Consider the following 18094-nt stretch of genomic DNA (forward strand, 5'->3'; position numbering starts at 1 on the left):
TTTTTTGTGTATGATCACACATTCCCGGACACCCTTAACGGAATGTAACCAAGCTGCCGGGGAATGGCGTTGAAATACACAGGTCTGACACTGATAATCAGGTAAACAATCACACAGGTTGTATCTATGAAATCACGGCTCGCACTACTTGCTGGCATTGTCACCTTCGCTGCGTTCCCCCTCTCCGCTGAGGTCTATCGACAGGTGGATGCCCAGGGCAACGTTACCTACACCGACGAACCCGTGGAGGGGACGCGGGCGGAAAAGATCAAGGTAAAACCGGTAACCACAGTTACCCTGCCAAAACCAGAAGCGGTTCGGGAGCCAGAAAGACTGAGGGAAAAGGTGAAAAAGGAAGGCTCCGTCTATGACAGCGTCAGCTTCCTTGCGCCAGGTGACGACCAAGCCTTCCACAGTGGAAGTGGCGATGTGGAGTTCCGGGTAACCAGCTCACCGGGCCTCCGTAGTAACCACAAGTATGAGGTGACTCTTGATGGCCAACCGGTCGGCCAGAGTACATCCGGATCTGTTATGGTGCGCAACGTTTTTCGCGGCACCCATGACGCCGGCGTTAATATCGTCGACAGCAACGGCGTTACTGTCAAGAGTGGCGAAACCATCACATTTACCATCCACCGCCCAAGCGTTCTAAACTGATGCACCCTTCCGGGGCTCCGCTTTCCCTGAAACAGGGCCCCAAACCAACACCGACCTGTAGCGGTTAGCGCACCAACACCTTAATCACCGGCGCACTAAATTGGTGCGATCGCACCATAAAAAAGCCATACTCTGACCATTCGCGGGGCGAAACCTCGTTGCCAGGTTTTACGCAATGATACTGATTCACTGCACGACCGCGTGTGGGTAGGCGCCGATCCCGGATGCCCGCTAAATGCGCATGTTCATCACCACTTTTATTCAATGTGGTTCGCTTTTTGCAAAACTGCCTGGGTAATCAGCATTGCCCATCAAAAGGGACGAACGCATGGCAATACCAGCCGGATATAAAAGCATACTGGACAGCCTGACCACAGCCATACTCGTGCTACGGGAAGGGTTGCGAGTCCAGTACCTGAACCCGGCAGCAGAGAGCCTGTTTGAAACCAGTATTACCAGAAGCAAAGGTACTCCGATCAGCGACATTCTGATTGACTCGGAAGAGGCTCTGAAAACACTTCATGCCGCTGCCGAAAACGGCCAGTCCTACACCAGACGCGAGGCTGAGTTTGTGCTGACAAGCGGGCTGCGACTGACCGTTGATTATTCAGTATCGCCAATCAGCCTCGAACCAACCGAACTTCTGATCGAAATACAGCCAAGGGACCGGCTACTGCGGATCAGTCGGGAAGAAGACATCATTTCTCAGCAGGAAACCACCCGGATCCTGGTCCGGGGTATGGCCCACGAAATCAAGAACCCCCTCGGGGGCATTCGCGGGGCTGCCCAGTTGCTGGACCGGGAATTGAACAACGAAGACCAGAAAGAATATACCCAGGTGATCATCGCCGAGGCGGACCGCCTGAGAACATTGGTGGACCGGATGCTCGGCCCCAACAAGGCCCCGAAACTGGCGCCCACGAACATTCACGAGGTCCTGGAGCGTGTCAAAACCCTGCTTGAAGCCGAAAGTCGCGGCCGGCTGAACTTTCAGCGCGATTATGACCCGAGCCTGCCGGAATTCCAGGGCGACAAGGAACAGTTGATCCAGGCTTTCCTCAACATTGCGCGCAATGCCATGGAAGCCGCCTTCGAGAACCAGGCGGAGATGACCGGCGATGAGCAACCAACCATCACTTTCCGCACCCGTGCGCTGCGACAGTTCACCATCGGCCATAAACGCCATCGGCTTGTCTGCCGCGTGGACGTCATCGATAACGGCCCCGGTATACCACCGGATCTGCTGCAGAACGTTTTCTACCCGATGATCAGCGGACGGGCAAGCGGAACAGGCCTTGGCCTTTCCATCACCCAAAGCATTATCGGGCAACATCACGGGCTGGTTGAATGCGAGAGCGAGCCCGGAAAAACCGACTTCATCATCTTCCTGCCCCTGGAGGACAAGCAATGAGCCAACCGGCAAACGTCTGGATAATTGACGATGACCGCAGTATACGCTGGGTGCTGGAGCGCGCCCTGAACCAGGCCGGTATGCAACCCCGGGTTTTTGAAAGTGGCGAAAGCATCATGATGAGGCTGGAACACGAGCAGCCTGACGCCATCATCAGCGATATCCGCATGCCCGGTGTAGACGGTATCACCCTGCTATCCCAGATCGTCGAGGTACATCCCCATCTGCCGGTGATCATCATGACCGCCCATTCCGATCTGGAAAGCGCGGTAACCAGCTACCAGACCGGCGCTTTCGAATACCTTCCCAAGCCTTTTGATGTGGATGACGCCGTTGCTCTCGTAAAGCGGGCCGTCGCCCACAGTCACGAACGCAGGGCTTCCTCGGAGCCGCAGGCAGAAAGCACTCAACGCAACGCCGAAATCATTGGTGAAGCGCCCGCCATGCAGGAAGTCTTCAGGGCCATCGGACGGCTGTCCCACTCCAACATCACCGTACTGATCAACGGCGAAAGCGGTACCGGTAAAGAGCTGGTGGCCCAGGCCCTGCACAATCACAGCCCACGGGCCAGCCGCCCGTTTATCGCGCTGAACATGGCTGCCATCCCCAAGGACCTGATCGAGTCCGAGCTGTTCGGCCATGAGAAAGGCGCTTTCACCGGCGCCGCTGCCGCCAGACAGGGGCGATTCGAACAATCCAACGGCGGCACCCTGTTTCTGGATGAGATCGGCGACATGCCTGCCGACACCCAGACACGGCTGCTGCGGGTACTGGCGGATGGGGAGTTCTACCGGGTTGGCGGCACCACGCCCATCAAGGTGGATGTACGCATTATCGCCGCCACACACCAGGACCTGGAAAAACTCGTTCAGGCTGGCACCTTCCGGGAAGACCTGTTCCATCGCCTGAACGTTATCCGGGTGCACCTGCCAAAACTGGCGGAACGCCGGGAAGACATCCCGCGGCTGATGGGGCACTTCCTCAAGCGCGCCGCCCGGGAACTGGCGGTGGAAACCAAACTGCTGCGCCCCGAAACCGAGGAATACCTCACCACCCTGCCCTGGCCCGGCAACGTCCGCCAACTGGAAAACACCTGCCGCTGGCTGACCGTTATGGCCAGTGGCCGTGAAGTACACATTGATGACCTGCCCCCCGAGCTGATGCAACAGGCGGAAGCACCAGCCGCGGGCCAGACCTGGCAGGAAGGCCTGCGTACCTGGGCCGAGCAGGAATTAAAGCGTGGGCGTAAGGGAATTCTCGACACCGCTGTGCCGGAGTTTGAGCGCATCATGATTGAGACCGCGCTGAAGCATACCGGCGGGCGCCGGCGCGATGCCTCCATCCTGCTGGGCTGGGGGCGGAATACCCTGACACGGAAGATTAATGAGCTGGGAATGGATCATCCGGAGGGGGAGGAGGAATGACCTCTCCCCTCTCCCTTATTTCTCCCGCCAGTAAATAACCCTGTCGTGGCCACGATAGACGCCGAAGGTAGCCATCGCCGAGGGGGCGTCCAAGGTGCCGTCTTCATCGACATCATCCTTCAGCCAGTCGTCCACGCCCCATGTCAGGGTGTCCGTGCCCTGGGAGCCGGCCGGTTGCAGGCTTAACGGACCCACCTCACCACCACTGAATTTGCCCGAGCCTGCCGCCAATGTGTGGTGCGCGGCCGGGCTGGTGATGTCGGCCGTGGTCCAGGCTGTGCAGCTGTCAGCCGTATTGATCACAAACCGCGACCCATTCCAGTACTCCAGCCGGAAGGGCATTAGCAGCTCGGTGATGTTCTCCGGGCCATAGACGTTGTCCATGGACAACCTGCCGTAGCGAATCTCAAAAGCCGCCGTAGGCGAGAACTGATAGGGTGCACCGTCGGCACTCACGCCATCATCGTCGGTGATAGCGGTAATGCCATACACCAGACGGTGGTTCGAGGGGCCTGGAAGACCAGAGGCAGGTGGCGGTGTTAGGGAGGCTACCCGAGCTTCAGGAACCTTTAGATAGCGCACAGTATCGCTAGCAGCGTAGTCGAACTGCAGGAGGCCGGAACTGACCACCGCCAAATCACCTCCAGAAACATCAGTACTAACGACAACGTTATCGCCATCGCGGTTCAGTGCTGTGCTGTCCTCCTCCGGGAAGGTTCGAATTACATCTTCTTTAGCCAGCTTCTGAAAACCGTCCTCCGTGTAATTCAGGGTTCGCGTTCCCTGCACGGATAACGGTTCTATTTCCAGGCTTGGCACCAGTAGCCACTCAATGTCCTGCCCGGTATAGGAGAACGGCGCTGCCACCGTACACGTTGCTCCGAGCTCCCCCGGATCAATCGTTACGTTAAATCGGTCGGGATAAAAACGCCCCGTCGGGGCGCTGGCGCCTTGGGGAACAGTCTTGCCGAGATACTCACCGGCATTCGGCGTTGCAAGGAATTTGAACACCCCCACTTCTGACACTTGGGCACCAACGGTTTCCGTCGCATCCACCGATCGGGTATGGGAATAACTCCCCGGTGAGACGGCGCCGTCCACCCCGCCAGACGGGGCAACCACTGCCGAAGACAGCGGTATGTTGAGCATGCGGAAGTTTGGCGTTACCGGATTGCCCTCGCAGAGGTCGCCATCAGCATCGCTCTGCCAGCCCATTGCGGTGACGGAAAGGTCAAACTCCTCCCCGGCTTTCACAAATAGCGGACATGTGGAATCACCGGCCGCACACTCGCCCCCGGTGCGAACACACAGGCCCGCTGGCACGCTGACGAACGGATCTGATCCCCGCATCACCAGGCCCTCATCTTCCGTCGCGGTGGAGCCGATGTAACGCCCATCCAGTTGCATCCGACCGGCGTCCGGGTAGCGAACCTCAACCTCAGCAACGCCTCCAGCTCCAAAACTCAGATCAATGGTGGTTGGTGCTCCGGAATCGCCACTCACATCCACACCGTCCACAGCGAGCGCACGGCTGACCGGCCGATTGGTCTCGTCCGGATTAATGTAGGTGGACCAGAACTGCACCCCTCGCTCCACGTTTTCAAAGGCAGGCACGCATTCCTGGGTGTCATCGTCCCTTCGCACGGCCCGCACCTGAACCTGGCCGGAAGGCTTGTGGGATATCAGGTCCGGCACATCGAATGCGAGGCCGGAGTTAACGTACTCCAGGGTACAGTTGTCGGCAGAAAGGTTCCCGGACCCGATCTGACACAGAGTCACTGCCTGGGGACGGGTGGATGGATCGGAACCGACGACATCAAGGGTTTCTTTGCCAGCTGTGGTGCGCTGCAGGGTGGCCTGCCCGGTGCCACCGGCGATCGTGACGGGGTTGCCCTCCAACCAGCCCTCTGAGGGCCATAAGGTAGCATCCACCGGGTCCGTAAACAGCTCGTCGCAGGATTCGTTGGCACAGGCGCGAATGGTGACCGTTTCCGGCTGGCAAGTCAGCGCCACCCCATCGTGGAGGATTTCAAAATGATCGACCTGCTCGCCAACGGGATTGAGCTGAAGCGCACAGAGCTCAATGTTATCGAGCTCGTGAATATTGGTGGAGCCGCCAGTAGAGCCTGTGAGGGAAAGAAGAAAGTTCTCAGGAACGTCCGGTTGCCCCGGCTCATTCAAGGCATTGAATGAGCTTATCAACTCCTGGAAATTGTCCCCCGTGCCAGTTACGTCGCGTTCGACCGACACCAAGGCGTCGCCGGCATTGCGGGAATCCACCGTAATCCGGTAACGGTGAGCTGATGGATTATTGCCGGGCTGATCAATGCCGGTGGCAAGCGTGCCGGTACCTCGAAGAAAACGATATCCGCCCTGATAAGCCCCCCGGATCGCAACCGCATCCCGCCGGAAGCCCGGCCCGCCCTGACGGCCTTCGGTCGGGCTCGAGAAATTACCGTACTCATCCAGCCCAATGCCGATCCAGCCGCCAGCAAACCCCGGATCGCCATTGTCGCGCTGGGCGTACCCAAGGGAGCCCCCGAAACTTCCGGGCTGGGGTGTAATGGAGGCATCCGACAGGACAACCGCCAGGCCGTCAGCTCCACTACCGCCGTAGGCGTAATAGTCGAACTCCAGAATTACGAGGTTACCTGCGCCGGGGATTTCCCTTTGCAGGGTCGCAGCCGTTGACTGGTTACTGACGGCTTCGGTCATCCGCAACCGGTTGTTCACAACAGATGGTTCAAAACGACCGCTGGCAACGGACGCAACCCAATCGCCTGTCGCCAGGACACTTGAGAATTCGTCGGCAAAACAAGTCAACTCATCAGCCGGATCCACCACTTCAATGATAATTTCATCAGCCCCGAAAAATCGCGGGGAGCTCTCACAGCCGAAGATGATAACGCATTCCCGATACTGTGCCCGGAAGCTCACAGCGTATTCCCCGGGCTCATCGAACGTTACTGTCCGTGTAACGGGTGAACGCTCACATAACGTATCCGTACTCGTAGTCTGGCTCTGCTCCCCGTCAATCGTCCATCGATCCTCCCAAGCCTGGTATGCGTACCAGGGCCCTACTGGTGGGCACTCCCGTCCGGTAACACTTAGCAAGACATCGTCGCCCACTTCAACGCTGACCGGCCCAAGGCTTTCCCCGTTCGCAGACAGCTCTACTGGCGCCTGACACAATCCCACAAGCAGTCCGGTTTCGACGCCGCTGTAGTCCGCTACCGGATCTTGGTTACCAATCGCGATACTTCCGCCGGCGGCTAATCCACCCAGAATATCCGCGTTATTACCCACAGTCATGGCCCCAGACGCATAGACAAGTCCCCGGACTTCGGAGTTGTTCCCCATCGAAAAATTGCCATCGACAACCAGCAAAAGCTGGTCACTGTCACCATCAGGATTGAGGTCGATATTGTTGCCGGTGTTCAGGGAACCATTAACGAAGATGCGAACCTGAGCCCCACCAGCAACATTCAACTGATACCCATTGCCGAGGTTGGCACTCTGGAAGTAATAATCCCCGGATGCAAGCGTGGTACCTGAGGCAGGCCAGGGATTATCGGCGAATGGAGTATCAGACAAATCCAGGGTATCGCCCGACGCTTGCAGGTTTCCATTAACTCCATCAGGATCGCCGAACACCTCGGAACAGGATGCCGCCCAAGCGGACGGAGCCACAACGCACCCAACTACCAAAACCATCACAATAACGAGAAGCCTACGGATTTTCTTCATCGCACTCGTACCTCTATATCTCGAGTGGACTGGTCAGCCCCGACGCCGCACTGACCTTTGCTGGTGATGGTATACACCGTATTACCACCCGAACCACCAATATCGGCATCTACCGACTCGCAGGTCATGGTTGCACGACAGCTCTGAAGACCATCGGCAGCAACAAAGTTCAGCGGACTGTCGATGCCGTCACAGCTGTTCGCTTCCAGCACATCCCTGACTGCCACCTGGGCACCGCTCTCAGCTGCCAGGAACGCTCGCTGTGATTGAATCTGCAGACTGATGGATTCGCCACTGCCCTGCTGGAGCTGGGACATGCCAAGCACCAGGAACGCCAGTACGGTCACTATGAACAGTGCAACGGGCAGGCCAGCGCCAGACTGGTTTTTCAGCAGCTTCTCAGGGCACATTGCGAATCTGAACCTCCTGGCTGATGGCGGTGGATTCCCTGGTTTCATCGTCTTCAAGAACAAAACTGAATGACACCACGGCGCCACGCTGCAGAGTCGGGGGCGTTACCTCGAAAAGAAGGGAATCATCTTCCAGGGTTGCCGCAAGCACCTCCCGTCCCGGAAAGGTCGATGGCAGCCCGGAAGCAACTGCTGTGTTTATCCCGTAATTGCTGTACCGGTATAGCCACTGCCCTGACTGGCAAAGGGCAACCGGTTCGCCAACCACGTAGAATCGCTTTTCTGGCGACTTTGCCGAGAACCGGTGAGTGGCCCCACCATCAAAGGTGACCGTTACGGGAGGAGAACCTGCAGGCATGCTGGCCGGAGGCGACACGGGCCCCGGGTTGCTAAGGTTATAGACATTGCTGCCATAGCCATAGACCACAATCCTCCCAGAGGCCGCCCGCCCTGCGGCTAGTGGCACGGCAGAAAACGAGGATGGCGAGCTGCCACTTGGCAAATCCAGGTAGTTTGAGGCTGCCCGGATGGGCATCCATTCAATGCAGGATCCGTCCGCGCTCGCTCGGATGGAAGTGGGCAACGCCGCCCTCAGGCTTCGCGTTATATGCTCGCTGATCACCACGCCCGAAAACGCCCTTTGCTGGCGTGAACTGACATCGATGGCGCCGCGGGTGGACAAGGCAACGAACTGCACGGATATCGTTGCCACGATGGCCAGCAACACAATGACAATAATTAGCTCAACCAGGGTGAAGCCCGCCGCACGCCGCATCAGAAGTTCGCCCTGTAAGCCGAAAATGAGAATGCCTGCCCGCCGGGCGCGGTGATCGCGAGGTCAATGCGCTTGGCCTCCGACACTGGCAACCCTACTTCATCGCCTGCACACGCCACCGTGATATTAACAGCGAATCCGCTGTAGCCGCTGAGAGCAGATTCGGCACTTTCAGGAGGTTCATTCACGGTATTGTGATAATCATCCACATCATCATAGGAAGCCCGCGTTTCCCCGCTTTCCACCTTGATGTCGCAGTTGCCGGAATACTTTGGCGTACCTCCCTGACGGGTCGCGTCGTCGTATTTCTTGGAGATAATCTCATCCATGTAAAGCTGCGCCAGCTCCACTGCCCGGGTCTGGTTCAGAGGGTCGGCGCTGCGCCCTGTAATCAGCGCGAAGGCACCCACCACACCAGCTATGGCCACACTGATAATCACAATGGTCATCACCAGTTCCACCAGCGTGGCGCCTCGATGCAGCCGCATCATAACTGACAGCTCCCGCGGTAAACCGCACCCAGAGAGCTCAGGCAGGTTTCAAAGGTGCTGTCTCCAGTGAAGGTAAACCCGAGGTTAGCCCCACTGTCCGGCGCGCCGTCTGAATTGAACGTTATCGTCAGCGGCAAACCACCCGGAGCGGAGAGTGAGGTGCTCTCCCGGGGCAACTCGAATGTGCGCGAAGCCGGTGTTCCGGCCCCGACAATAAAGCGGAACTTGCTGCCACCCTGCTCAATGGTGAGGGTATTGGCAACATTGCCCGCCAGCCCTGCCTGTTGTGCAAGCAGTGTGGCGGAGGCAAGCTGCTGGGTTGCCAGCAGGGGAGAAAAGGCCGAACGGCCGGCAAACAGGCCAACACCCAGAGCGGAGAGAACCCCGATCAGGATGACGACCATAACCAGTTCAACAAGGGTGAACCCCGATGACATCGGGGCGATCTTTGTTCTCATGCCCCTCTCCCGGATTCCCCGCAGCCCCAAACGCAGAACGTAGGTCGGATTAGCATGAGCGTAATCCGACATTTGGAGGCCACAGGTGATCAGTTTTGTCGGATTACGCTTTCGCTAATCCGACCTACAACATCAGAATTTTCAGCAATCATCTTTGGCACGCGCAGTTACGCCACCAGTAGTCGGGTCATAGGTAAAGTTGCACTCTACGGTGCCGTCCCCATCGGCGTCTTCTGCAGACACAAGCTCAATATTTCCGCCACTGAAGGCGAAATCATTTGCATCCAATTGCGCGGCAGTACCAATGCCATCTGAATCGTTTGTTGGATAACCTTCCGCTGACATCGTTATTCCCGTAGCGCCATCCAGATCAACCGCCTGACTCGCAACGCTTCCATTAGCTACCCAGCGTGAGTGAGCGATCGCCGCTGCCGACTTCACAGAGCCAACACCACCTTCAAGTGCGGCCTCGCGTGCATCCCCACTAAAATCCGCAAACCGCGGCAACGCAAACGCCGCCAGAATACCCAAAATTACAATCACCATTACCAGTTCAATAAGGGTGAAGCCTTTCTCTTTTCGTGCTGCCATCTGGTTCATCATATTCATGGTTTTCTCCTGCTTTTGCTGCTTTAAGGTGTTCAGTTAATGACTTTGATCACTTCGCCGGTGTCGGCGTCGTATTGGATGTTGTCCGTGCCGCCGTTGAGGTTGTATTCATAGGTGCACATGGAGCCGCTTGCGGTTGCTGTGTAATCGGTTGTGTCTCCACTTGTTGCCACAGAGGGCGCGTTCGACTGCATCAATGCGAGCCAGAGGTCCTGGCACTCTGTGGGGCTCATGGCGGCCGGGTCGGTGTTGCCGCCCACCCCCGTGGGCCAGCCATCGGCGCTGACGTCGACGTTTTCCTCACCAAAGCCCGGCAGGTCCGTCTGCGCGCCGGCGGCGCCACGAGCCGTCCACTGGGCACGAACCAGGGCGACAGCGGCGGCGTAAGCGCCGGAGGTGCCCTGGATGCTGGCCCGGTGCGCTTCGTCCGACAGTTCGGCGAATCGCGGCAGCGCGAAAGCTGCGAGAATGGCAAGGATGGATATCACCACCACCAGTTCAATCAGGGTGAAACCTCGTGTCCGGTGTTTAGTTGCTGTCATCGCCCTCATAGCTCGGCCTCCCTGAGGCTTGTTATCAATTTTTGGCACGTTCATTCCCGTTTTCCATCTCCACCGGCTGTAACCTCAACCTGGACTGGAGGTCCGCTTCATCAAGGCGTCCATTGCCGTTGCTGTCCGTAAACTCCACCGCCACAACCCAGGCCAGGGGTGTGGTGCCGCTTCCCTGCCGTTCTCCTATGGTTATCGGCTGACGTGGTTGAAATATAACCTGCCCACTCACGCCGGCTGTGTCATTTTTGTATCCTTTGTCACCAGCCTGTAACGGCCGGAAACACCACTGGCCTGGTTCCGGCTGCCCTTCGCGACAGACTCCTCCATACCGGGCCGGTTTTGACTGAAACCAATGGAAGGGGTTTCTACCCGCCCAGGCTCTGAAGTCAGGCCCCTCTTTCAGGCGGATTTCCGCGCCCTTCACCACCAGCACACTCCTGATCTGATTGAGCATTAGCCGCGCACCTTCCTGCTCAGCTCTGGTCGCTTCCCGTTCTACGACCCCCAGCAGCACCCACCAGAGGACAAAAAGGATGCACAGAGCAACCAGAAATCTCAGGCGATGGGAGTTGGTTAGCACCGACATCGCCGAATATTTCTGGCTGGCCATTCAACCACGCCCCATGGCGGCGGCCCCCAGGTCCCATATGGGCAGGAACACGCCCAATGCCAATATAAGAACCAGTATGCCCATGGCAACAATCAGTATCGGCTCGATGGACTCCGCCAGCCGCTTCAGGCCGTAGTCCACGTCTTCATCGTAAAAGTCAGCCACGTTGATCAGCATGTCGTCCACGGAACCGGTTTCCTCGCCGACGGCAATCATCTGCAGGATCAGGGGCGTAAACATGTCGCTCTGTCGGGCCGTACGCAACAGGCTCTCACCACGCTCAATACCGACCCGCATATCCCTGATGTGTTTGGAAATCCATGCGTTGTCCGTGGCGTCTGAAACCACCGTCAGCGCATGGGTCACGGGCATGCCCGCCGACAGCATGCTGGCAAAGTTACGGGCAAACCGGCTCAGGGTAATCAGTTCCAGCAGCGGGCCGATAATGGGCATTTTCAGTTTGTAGCGATCCCAGGTCAGCCGGCCTTGCTCGGTTTGCTTCCACTGGCGCAACAATACGCCGGCGGCGGCTATGCCAAACAGCACGATATACCAGTAACCCAGCAGGAAGTTGGACGTGCCCACCAGAACCTGAGTCAGGAACGGCAGGTCGGCACCCAGTTTGTTGAACACGGAAGCAAACTTCGGGATGACCAGGAAGTTCACCACCATCAGCGCGGCGAACAGGGCAATGACTACAAACATGGGGTAACGCATGGCCTGCTTGAGACGGCGCTTGGTGTCCCGCTCCAGTTCCAGGATGTCAGACAGGCGCTTGAAGGCGTCATCCAACTGGCCGGTGTTCTCGCCAACGTGGATCATGGCGATAAACAGGTCGGAGAATACCTTCGGATGCGCCTGCATGGCAGTAGCCATGGTGGAGCCACCCTCCAGGCGGTCCGTTACATCGTCCAGCACTTCGCTGAGCACCTGCGAGCGCGTGGTGTCCGCCAGCCCCCGCATGGTTCGGATCAACGGGATGCCCGCCTTGGTCAGCGCATGCATCTGGCGGCAGAACACAATCAGTTCATCCAGGGTGATCTTCCTGCGGAACACAGGCAGTTTGTTCAACCTGTCGCCCAGGGAGTCGCTTTGGTCCTGCTCGCGGATGGACAGCGGCGTGATACCCCGCCGCATAAGCTCGGAGGCCGCGGCCTCCGGGCTAGGTGCCGCCAGCGCGCCCTGTTGCACGGCTCCCCGGCTGTCCTTACCCCGGTAACTGAACTGCATCAGGCACCTCCTCCAGGGAAACGTCGCCCTCGGAAGTAGCCGCCACCCGGGCCACCTCTTCCAGTGTGGTGATGCCTTGCAGGGCAAAATCCATGGCACACAGGCCGAGCGGCCGGTAAAGATGACTCTTACGCGCTTCCCGGGTAAACGCGGAAATATCCTGGCGGCGCAGGGCATCCAGCATGCCTTCGTTCATTTCCAGCATTTCGTAGACACCCAACCTGCCCCGGTATCCGCTATTGCTGCACTGATAACAACCCCGACCATGGACAAAGCCGGCTTCCAGATCCAGCGGGTCCAGATCAAACTGGTTCAGCCAGACTTTCTCCTGACTGGTGGGTTCGTAGGCTTCGCGGCAATTGTCACACACCTTACGCACCAGGCGCTGGGCCACAACGCCAAGCAGGGAACTGGCTACCAGAAAGGGCTCCACGCCCATATCAATCAGGCGCATGGCGCTGCTGATGGAGTCGTTGGTGTGCAACGTGGAAAGCACCAGGTGACCCGTCATGGCGGCGCGCAGGCCAATCTCGGCGGTTTCATGGTCGCGCATCTCGCCCACCAGGATCACGTCCGGGTCCTGACGCAGGGCGGCCCGCAACACACTGGCGAATTCCAGGCCGATTTTCGGGTTTACCTGCACTTGGGTGATGCGCGGCAACCGGTATTCCACCGGGTCTTCCGCAGTGATGATTTTTACTTCCGGGCGGTTCAGTTCCGTCAGCGCCCCGTACAGAGTGGTGGTTTTACCACTGCCCGTGGGGCCGGTCACCAGGATCATGCCGTGGGGCTTCTTGATCATGCGCCGGAAGTGTTCCAGCAGTTCCGGCGGCATACCGGTAACATCCAGGTTCAGCATGCCCTGGCTCTGGTCCAGCAAACGCATGACCACCGACTCACCGTATTGCACCGGCATGGTGGACACACGCACATCAATACTGCGGCCCTTGACCCGGATGTTGAATCGGCCGTCCTGGGGGATGCGTTTCTCGGAAATGTTCAGGCCGGCCATCAGCTTGAGGCGGAGCACCAGGGCGGAGTTCACCCGTTTCTCCTTCATCACCTGTTCCTGCAGCACGCCGTCCACACGCTGGCGGATGCGCACCACGGTCTCATCGGGTTCGATGTGGATGTCGGAGCTGCGGGCCTGTACTGCGTCCTCGAACAGGGTCTGCAGCAGCTTGACCACCGGAGCCTCGGCACTCTCGGACTCGGCGCTGAGGTCGGCCAGGTCGAAGGCATCGTCGCCCAACTCGTCTTCCAGCTCTTCCGCCAGTGAGGCGATCTCGTCGGTGCGACGATACACCAGGTCGAGGGTGCTCAGCAGTTCACTTTCCCGCACAACGGCCTGTTTGATGGGCTGTTTGAGCACCCGCACCAGTTCGTCGTAGGCGAAGATGTCCAGCGGGTCCGCCATGCCCACCAGAAGTTCTCCGCTCTGTTCCGCCAGCACGATACTGCGAAAACGACGGGCTAGGGCTTCCGGCAGCTTCTTGACCAGTTCGTTATTGAACTGGAAGTGGCGCAGCTGCACGAAAGGCACATCCAACTGGCGTGAAAGGATGTTGAGAAGGTTGTCCTCTTCCACATAGCCCAGGTCAATCAGGGTACGGCCCAGCTTTCGCCCGGTATTCTTCTGCTCACGCAGAGCGGTCATCAACTGCTGCTCAGTGATGACGTCGTTCTGGACCAGCAGGTCACCTATGCGGATTTTTTTCTTTGCTTCAGCCATGAATCATCCTGCCCGCAATGCTTGCAGCCGTTGCCGCACGTAGTCCGCCAGTGAAGGAGGCAGGCCCGGCAGTTCGGCCGCCTGCCGGTAGGCCCTGGCGGCCCCGGCCTGTTCGCCCTGGGCTTCCAGCGAAATCGCCAGCCCTACCCACCAGGGAGCCTGACTGTCATCCCAGGCGATCAGTTCCGCCCATTGGCGGGCCGCCTCGGCGCTCTCACCCTGTTGTTGCAGCAGAGTCGCCAGAGTTACCCGATATTCAACATGGCCATCCACCGGCGGCACGTTTGAGGCTAGGGTATCGAGCGCCGCAGCCAGATCCTGGCTGGCATGCAGGGCCCTGGCTCTGAGCAGCCGCAGATTTGCATGGGGCTCGACGACGTTAGCGGGTAACCAGCCCAGGGCCTGCTCCTGCTTGCCATTAACCAGAAGGGCCCTGGCCACCACATAGCGGCTGCGGGGGGCAGTTTGCTCCCGTGTCAGTGCTACCAGGCGCCGTTCCGCCCCAGTGATATTGCTTTTAGCCACCAGTCGCTCCAAATCCCTCGCCGTGCTGCGATCGGTGGCAGCGGGGGTCTCCGGCATCTGTTTTACACCGGCAGTCGAGACTTGTTCGGGCTGCGGCTCTTCAGCCACTGTCGAGGGCTGTTCGGTTGGAGCACCCGCTTCCGTTTCTGCGGCCGGCTCAGGCTTTGTCAGTTCCGGCTTTGTCACTTCTGGCTCTGTTACTTCAGGCTCGGGTGTTTCAGGCTCCAGAGATTCGGGCGCCTCTCTCTGCGCCATCATCGGTTCTGGTGCAGGTGCCTCTACCTGCGAAAGGTCGGGCTCAATAACCTCAGGCTCCGGAGCCGGTTTCGCCAACTCTACTGATTCGTTCTCCAGTTCTCTGTCCACAACGAGTGGCAATACCTCCGGCGATGATCTGCCTGCAAGAAGCCAGTAACTGGAGATTCCGACAACGAGCAACACCACGGCCACCAGAATGGCCACAAGCAAAGGCCTGCCATTGTTGGCTTGCTGGTGCCCGCCCACATAGGCACCGGGAGTTGTTGGCCGGCTCTGCCGTTGCTCGGCCGCGCGCAAAGCATCATTGAGCAGGCTCATAACCACCTCACCAGAAGGTTGGGTAGCCTGGCGCTGTCGGTGTCCCGGATCGCCTGCATCACATGCCAGCGGCTGACCTGCCGGTCACCACGGCCCCAGGCAGACAACAGGGCCTTGTGGGCGATAATGTTGACCAGCCTGGGGATGCCGCCGGATGAACGGGAAATCAACTTCAGAGCCGAGGGCGCAAACAGGTCACCGCCGTTGTACCCGGCCTGGGCCAGACGATGCCTCAGGTACTGCGCCACCGCCACCTTATCCAACGGCGCCAGGCGGTACTGGAAAGTGATCCGCTGACGCAATTGCCGCAAGCTATCCCGCTGCAGGAGCGCATCCAATTCCGGCTGCCCGAACAGCACCACCTGCAACAGACGGATACTTTCCGTTTCCAGGTTGGTCAGCAGCCTCAGCGCCTCAATAGTTTCCTCGGGCATGGCCTGGGCTTCGTCAATCACCAACACCACCTGTCGCTGCTCCATGGCCAGCGCAATCAGGCGTTCGTTCAGCGCCTTGAGTATCTGGTGGGTATTGGTACAGCGGGCCACATCAACACCCAGTTCCTCGGCCACCGCTTCGTAGAGGGTATCCGGTGTCAGGTGTGGATTGGGGATATAGGCGGTATGGGCGCTCTGCTCCAGCTCGTTGAGCAGCAACCGGCACAACAGGGTTTTGCCGGTGCCGACCTCGCCGGTGATTTTTATAAAGCCTTCCCGCTCACGCAATGCTACCAGCAGCAATTCCAGCGCATCGCTGTGGCTGCGAGCCCGGAGGAAATACCGGGTGTTGGGCGTCAATGCAAACGGTGCTTCCTGCAGTCCGAAATGGGCTTCATACATGCTAACGTCTGGCTTTCTCCGGTTGGGGCGTGACGGACTCGGACGATTCCAGCAGCTCCCGCAGAACCTGCATCCGCTCGCGACTGGCCGACACGTCCGCGTTCATTTGCTGGCTGCCGGCAACCACGGGCCGCAACAGGATGACCAGCTCACTCTTACGGGATTCAAAGCGACGTTGTTTAAACAGCTCTCCCAGGAGGGGAATTTCGCTAAAGAAGGGCACAGCTGAATTGTTGTCTTCACTGGTGTTCTGGATCAGCCCGCCGATCACAACAATTTGCCCGCTTTCGGCACGGATAACGCTGTCAGTCTCACGAACTGTGCTGAGCGCCAATGGCAAGGTAACGTCCCGGTCGCCGACAGTGATAACTTTTTCCTGATCGTTCACTTCGCTAACAGAGGGATGAACATGCAGGGTAATGACGCCTTCCTCCGATATCTGAGGAGTCACGTCAAGGGAAATGCCGGAGAAAAACGGCGTCAGTTCAACAGAGGTAGACGTCCGGTCAGTGGCTGTGACGGCAGAGTTGTTTTCATCAAAGTCGATGTCGGTCACGAAGAACTCGTCGGTCCCCACCTTGATCACCGCTTTCTGATTATTCACTGTGGAAATACGGGGACTGGACAGGATTTGTACATTACCTTGCTCTCCCAAAAGCTCAATAAGGGCCGTAAAGGTGCCTTCCCGGAAGGTTGCTGAAAACAGCCCCCCAATGTCGGATGTCTGTATCGCCTGGCCCGCAAGTGATTGAGCCGTATACTCGGCCGGTAAGCCATCACTCGCCGTTACCGAGGACGCACTCTGGATATCAGACCAGTTGACCCCCTGCTGATACCCTTCATTCAGCCCGATCTCCAGGATCTTGGCCTCCAGGATGACCTGTCTCTGCATGATCAGTTGGGTGCGGCGAAGATACTCTTCCACCTGCCCGAGTGACTTACCATCAGAGCGGACCATCACCAGACCGGCGCCCGGGTTGACGATCACCTGGCTGCCATTTTCCGTTCCCACGATCATTTGCAGAGAGCGCTGGATGTCCCGCCAGAAATCAGATTCGGTTTCGGTGGAAATCCGGGTACCTACCAGGCTTGCACTGCTAGTGTCGTCGGAGTCGTCCTGCGACGCTCCAGCGCCGGTGGAATTATTGTCCCGCGAGCTGCTGACCTGCCCCGAGCTGACCCGGGTTTCAGAACCGCCGCTGCGTTTGAAATGCAGGTAGTCGATCGGAAACATGCGGGTCTGAATGCTTTCGGCCTTTACCTGGAACAACCGGCCGTTGCGCTGGATATCCAGGCCATACAGATCGCTGGTGATATCCATCACTTCGGGCACGGTAACGTCCCGGAGCCGCAGATCGATAACTGCCTCAACACCGGGATGGACCACCACGTTATACCGGCTGCCTTCCACCAGAGCTTCAAAGAACGGGCCGGCAGCCAGATCACGTGCGTTAACGTCGAACCGCTCCTCGTCATCCGTATCTGACGAAAGCGAGGGCATCAGTGCCGCGCTAACATCTTCAGGCACACCACCAGTGGCGACAGATTCCCGCTGAGCGCGCTGCAACGCGGCTTCGGCCTCAGCATCGGCCAGCGCTTCGTCAATCTGCTCTGCTGCGTCTGTTGAAGTGGCCTGACTACTGCGCATCAACGGATTGTTGCTGCAGGCGGTCAGTGACGTCACCAGCAACAGGGTCAGAAACGTTCGGTGTTGTGTCATAGCAGCTCGTTTATCTGTCATTGCGAACTCCGCACTTGCGGAAGGGGTTCAAGGCGTAAAACGCGCACTCTTCCCTGATCAACCAGTTCCACCCGGTCCGGGTAGATTCGCCGAATGCGAACGCCGTCAAACGCCTGCCCTTCGGTGCGGGCTTCTCCGTCTATAACCGCCACCCTGCGATCATTGCCAATGAATATGGAGGCCAGCGAAAACTCCCGTGCCGGTTCTGCCTGCGGCGCACCGGAAGTGAAACCGTCTGGACGGGTCGGATCCTGAAGGGCGAGGGCATAACCCGACCCCAACATCAGAAAAATCAGCAGAATCCTCAT

17 protein-coding genes are annotated in these 18094 nt (G+C 58.5%); 3 read left to right on the plus strand and 14 right to left on the minus strand.

Translation table 11 applies throughout. The features are described 5' to 3' along the window. Window positions 1–126 precede the first annotated feature (126 nt). The 3 genes from NLU14_RS13700 to ntrC all read left to right on the plus strand — a co-directional run bounded on the left by NLU14_RS13700 (window position 127) and on the right by ntrC (window position 3492). Window positions 127–657, plus strand: a complete 531-nt coding sequence (locus tag NLU14_RS13700; RefSeq protein WP_275707455.1) for a DUF4124 domain-containing protein — start codon at window positions 127–129, stop codon at window positions 655–657. A 328-nt stretch (window positions 658–985) separates the two neighbouring features. Beyond that, window positions 986–2068, plus strand: a complete 1083-nt coding sequence (gene glnL / locus NLU14_RS13705) for a nitrogen regulation protein NR(II) (protein WP_275707457.1) — start codon at window positions 986–988, stop codon at window positions 2066–2068. After that, window positions 2065–3492 (plus strand): nitrogen regulation protein NR(I), encoded by a 1428-nt coding sequence (gene ntrC / locus NLU14_RS13710; protein ID WP_275707459.1) that lies wholly within the window; start codon window positions 2065–2067, stop codon window positions 3490–3492. The genes glnL and ntrC overlap by 4 nt, the downstream gene beginning before the upstream one ends. A 15-nt stretch (window positions 3493–3507) precedes the next feature. Here ntrC and NLU14_RS13715 read toward each other — a convergent pair whose 3' ends face one another. The 14 genes from NLU14_RS13715 to NLU14_RS13780 form a co-directional block, all read right to left on the minus strand. Next, window positions 3508–7086 (minus strand): DUF6701 domain-containing protein, encoded by a 3579-nt coding sequence (locus tag NLU14_RS13715; RefSeq protein ID WP_275707461.1) that lies wholly within the window; start codon window positions 7084–7086, stop codon window positions 3508–3510. A gap of 149 nt (window positions 7087–7235) precedes the next feature. Then, window positions 7236–7649 (minus strand): hypothetical protein, encoded by a 414-nt coding sequence (locus NLU14_RS13720; RefSeq protein ID WP_275707463.1) that lies wholly within the window; start codon window positions 7647–7649, stop codon window positions 7236–7238. Further along, window positions 7639–8424 (minus strand): type II secretion system protein, encoded by a 786-nt coding sequence (locus tag NLU14_RS13725; protein ID WP_275707465.1) that lies wholly within the window; start codon window positions 8422–8424, stop codon window positions 7639–7641. The genes NLU14_RS13720 and NLU14_RS13725 overlap by 11 nt, the downstream gene beginning before the upstream one ends. Further along, window positions 8424–8915 (minus strand): type IV pilus modification PilV family protein, encoded by a 492-nt coding sequence (locus NLU14_RS13730; RefSeq protein ID WP_338040802.1) that lies wholly within the window; start codon window positions 8913–8915, stop codon window positions 8424–8426. Before NLU14_RS13730 ends, NLU14_RS13725 begins: the two co-directional genes overlap by 1 nt. Further along, window positions 8912–9373, minus strand: a complete 462-nt coding sequence (locus NLU14_RS13735; protein WP_275707467.1) for a type II secretion system protein — start codon at window positions 9371–9373, stop codon at window positions 8912–8914. Before NLU14_RS13735 ends, NLU14_RS13730 begins: the two co-directional genes overlap by 4 nt. Before the next feature lie 141 nt (window positions 9374–9514). Then, window positions 9515–9982 (minus strand): type II secretion system protein, encoded by a 468-nt coding sequence (locus tag NLU14_RS13740; protein WP_275707469.1) that lies wholly within the window; start codon window positions 9980–9982, stop codon window positions 9515–9517. Window positions 9983–10014: 32 nt separating this feature from the next. Then, window positions 10015–10524 (minus strand): type II secretion system protein, encoded by a 510-nt coding sequence (locus NLU14_RS13745; RefSeq protein WP_275707471.1) that lies wholly within the window; start codon window positions 10522–10524, stop codon window positions 10015–10017. 34 nt (window positions 10525–10558) lie between these two features. Next, window positions 10559–11146: a hypothetical protein gene (locus NLU14_RS13750; RefSeq protein ID WP_275707473.1), complete on the minus strand. Its 588-nt coding sequence runs from the start codon at window positions 11144–11146 to the stop codon at window positions 10559–10561. Then, a complete protein-coding gene (locus NLU14_RS13755) occupies window positions 11147–12376 on the minus strand; it encodes a type II secretion system F family protein (RefSeq protein WP_275707475.1) in 1230 nt (409 codons plus the stop codon). Continuing rightward, entirely contained in the window at window positions 12354–14108 is a 1755-nt protein-coding gene (locus tag NLU14_RS13760) for a GspE/PulE family protein (protein ID WP_275707477.1), read from the minus strand. Before NLU14_RS13760 ends, NLU14_RS13755 begins: the two co-directional genes overlap by 23 nt. 3 nt (window positions 14109–14111) lie before the next feature. Beyond that, window positions 14112–15209 carry a tetratricopeptide repeat protein gene (locus NLU14_RS13765; RefSeq protein ID WP_275707479.1) on the minus strand — a complete coding sequence of 366 codons (1098 nt, stop codon included), beginning with the start codon at window positions 15207–15209 and terminating at the stop codon, window positions 14112–14114. Then, complete coding sequence (locus NLU14_RS13770) at window positions 15206–16045, minus strand: ExeA family protein (protein ID WP_275707481.1); 840 nt, start codon at window positions 16043–16045, stop codon at window positions 15206–15208. The genes NLU14_RS13765 and NLU14_RS13770 overlap by 4 nt, the downstream gene beginning before the upstream one ends. Window position 16046: 1 nt before the next feature. Next, window positions 16047–17786 (minus strand): pilus (MSHA type) biogenesis protein MshL, encoded by a 1740-nt coding sequence (gene mshL / locus NLU14_RS13775; protein ID WP_275707483.1) that lies wholly within the window; start codon window positions 17784–17786, stop codon window positions 16047–16049. Continuing rightward, a complete protein-coding gene (locus NLU14_RS13780; RefSeq protein WP_275707485.1) occupies window positions 17783–18094 on the minus strand; it encodes a hypothetical protein in 312 nt (103 codons plus the stop codon). Before NLU14_RS13780 ends, mshL begins: the two co-directional genes overlap by 4 nt.

It is taken from the genome of Marinobacter iranensis (genome assembly GCF_029207565.1).
GTDB classification, from domain to species: domain Bacteria; phylum Pseudomonadota; class Gammaproteobacteria; order Pseudomonadales; family Oleiphilaceae; genus Marinobacter; species Marinobacter iranensis.

Coding starts and splice junctions, on each gene's coding strand:
- NLU14_RS13760 (WP_275707477.1), bottom strand. CDS start 14,108: ATGGCTGAAGCAAAGAAAAAAATCCGCATAGGTGACCTGCTGGTCCAG.
- NLU14_RS13780 (WP_275707485.1), bottom strand. CDS start 18,094: ATGAGGATTCTGCTGATTTTTCTGATGTTGGGGTCGGGTTATGCCCTC.
- NLU14_RS13770 (WP_275707481.1), bottom strand. CDS start 16,045: ATGTATGAAGCCCATTTCGGACTGCAGGAAGCACCGTTTGCATTGACG.
- NLU14_RS13730 (WP_338040802.1), bottom strand. CDS start 8,915: ATGATGCGGCTGCATCGAGGCGCCACGCTGGTGGAACTGGTGATGACC.
- NLU14_RS13720 (WP_275707463.1), bottom strand. CDS start 7,649: ATGTGCCCTGAGAAGCTGCTGAAAAACCAGTCTGGCGCTGGCCTGCCC.
- ntrC (WP_275707459.1), top strand. CDS start 2,065: ATGAGCCAACCGGCAAACGTCTGGATAATTGACGATGACCGCAGTATA.
- mshL (WP_275707483.1), bottom strand. CDS start 17,786: ATGACAGATAAACGAGCTGCTATGACACAACACCGAACGTTTCTGACC.
- NLU14_RS13740 (WP_275707469.1), bottom strand. CDS start 9,982: ATGAATATGATGAACCAGATGGCAGCACGAAAAGAGAAAGGCTTCACC.
- NLU14_RS13765 (WP_275707479.1), bottom strand. CDS start 15,209: ATGAGCCTGCTCAATGATGCTTTGCGCGCGGCCGAGCAACGGCAGAGC.
- NLU14_RS13725 (WP_275707465.1), bottom strand. CDS start 8,424: ATGCGGCGTGCGGCGGGCTTCACCCTGGTTGAGCTAATTATTGTCATT.
- NLU14_RS13735 (WP_275707467.1), bottom strand. CDS start 9,373: ATGAGAACAAAGATCGCCCCGATGTCATCGGGGTTCACCCTTGTTGAA.
- NLU14_RS13745 (WP_275707471.1), bottom strand. CDS start 10,524: ATGACAGCAACTAAACACCGGACACGAGGTTTCACCCTGATTGAACTG.
- NLU14_RS13755 (WP_275707475.1), bottom strand. CDS start 12,376: ATGCAGTTCAGTTACCGGGGTAAGGACAGCCGGGGAGCCGTGCAACAG.
- glnL (WP_275707457.1), top strand. CDS start 986: ATGGCAATACCAGCCGGATATAAAAGCATACTGGACAGCCTGACCACA.
- NLU14_RS13750 (WP_275707473.1), bottom strand. CDS start 11,146: ATGGCCAGCCAGAAATATTCGGCGATGTCGGTGCTAACCAACTCCCAT.
- NLU14_RS13700 (WP_275707455.1), top strand. CDS start 127: ATGAAATCACGGCTCGCACTACTTGCTGGCATTGTCACCTTCGCTGCG.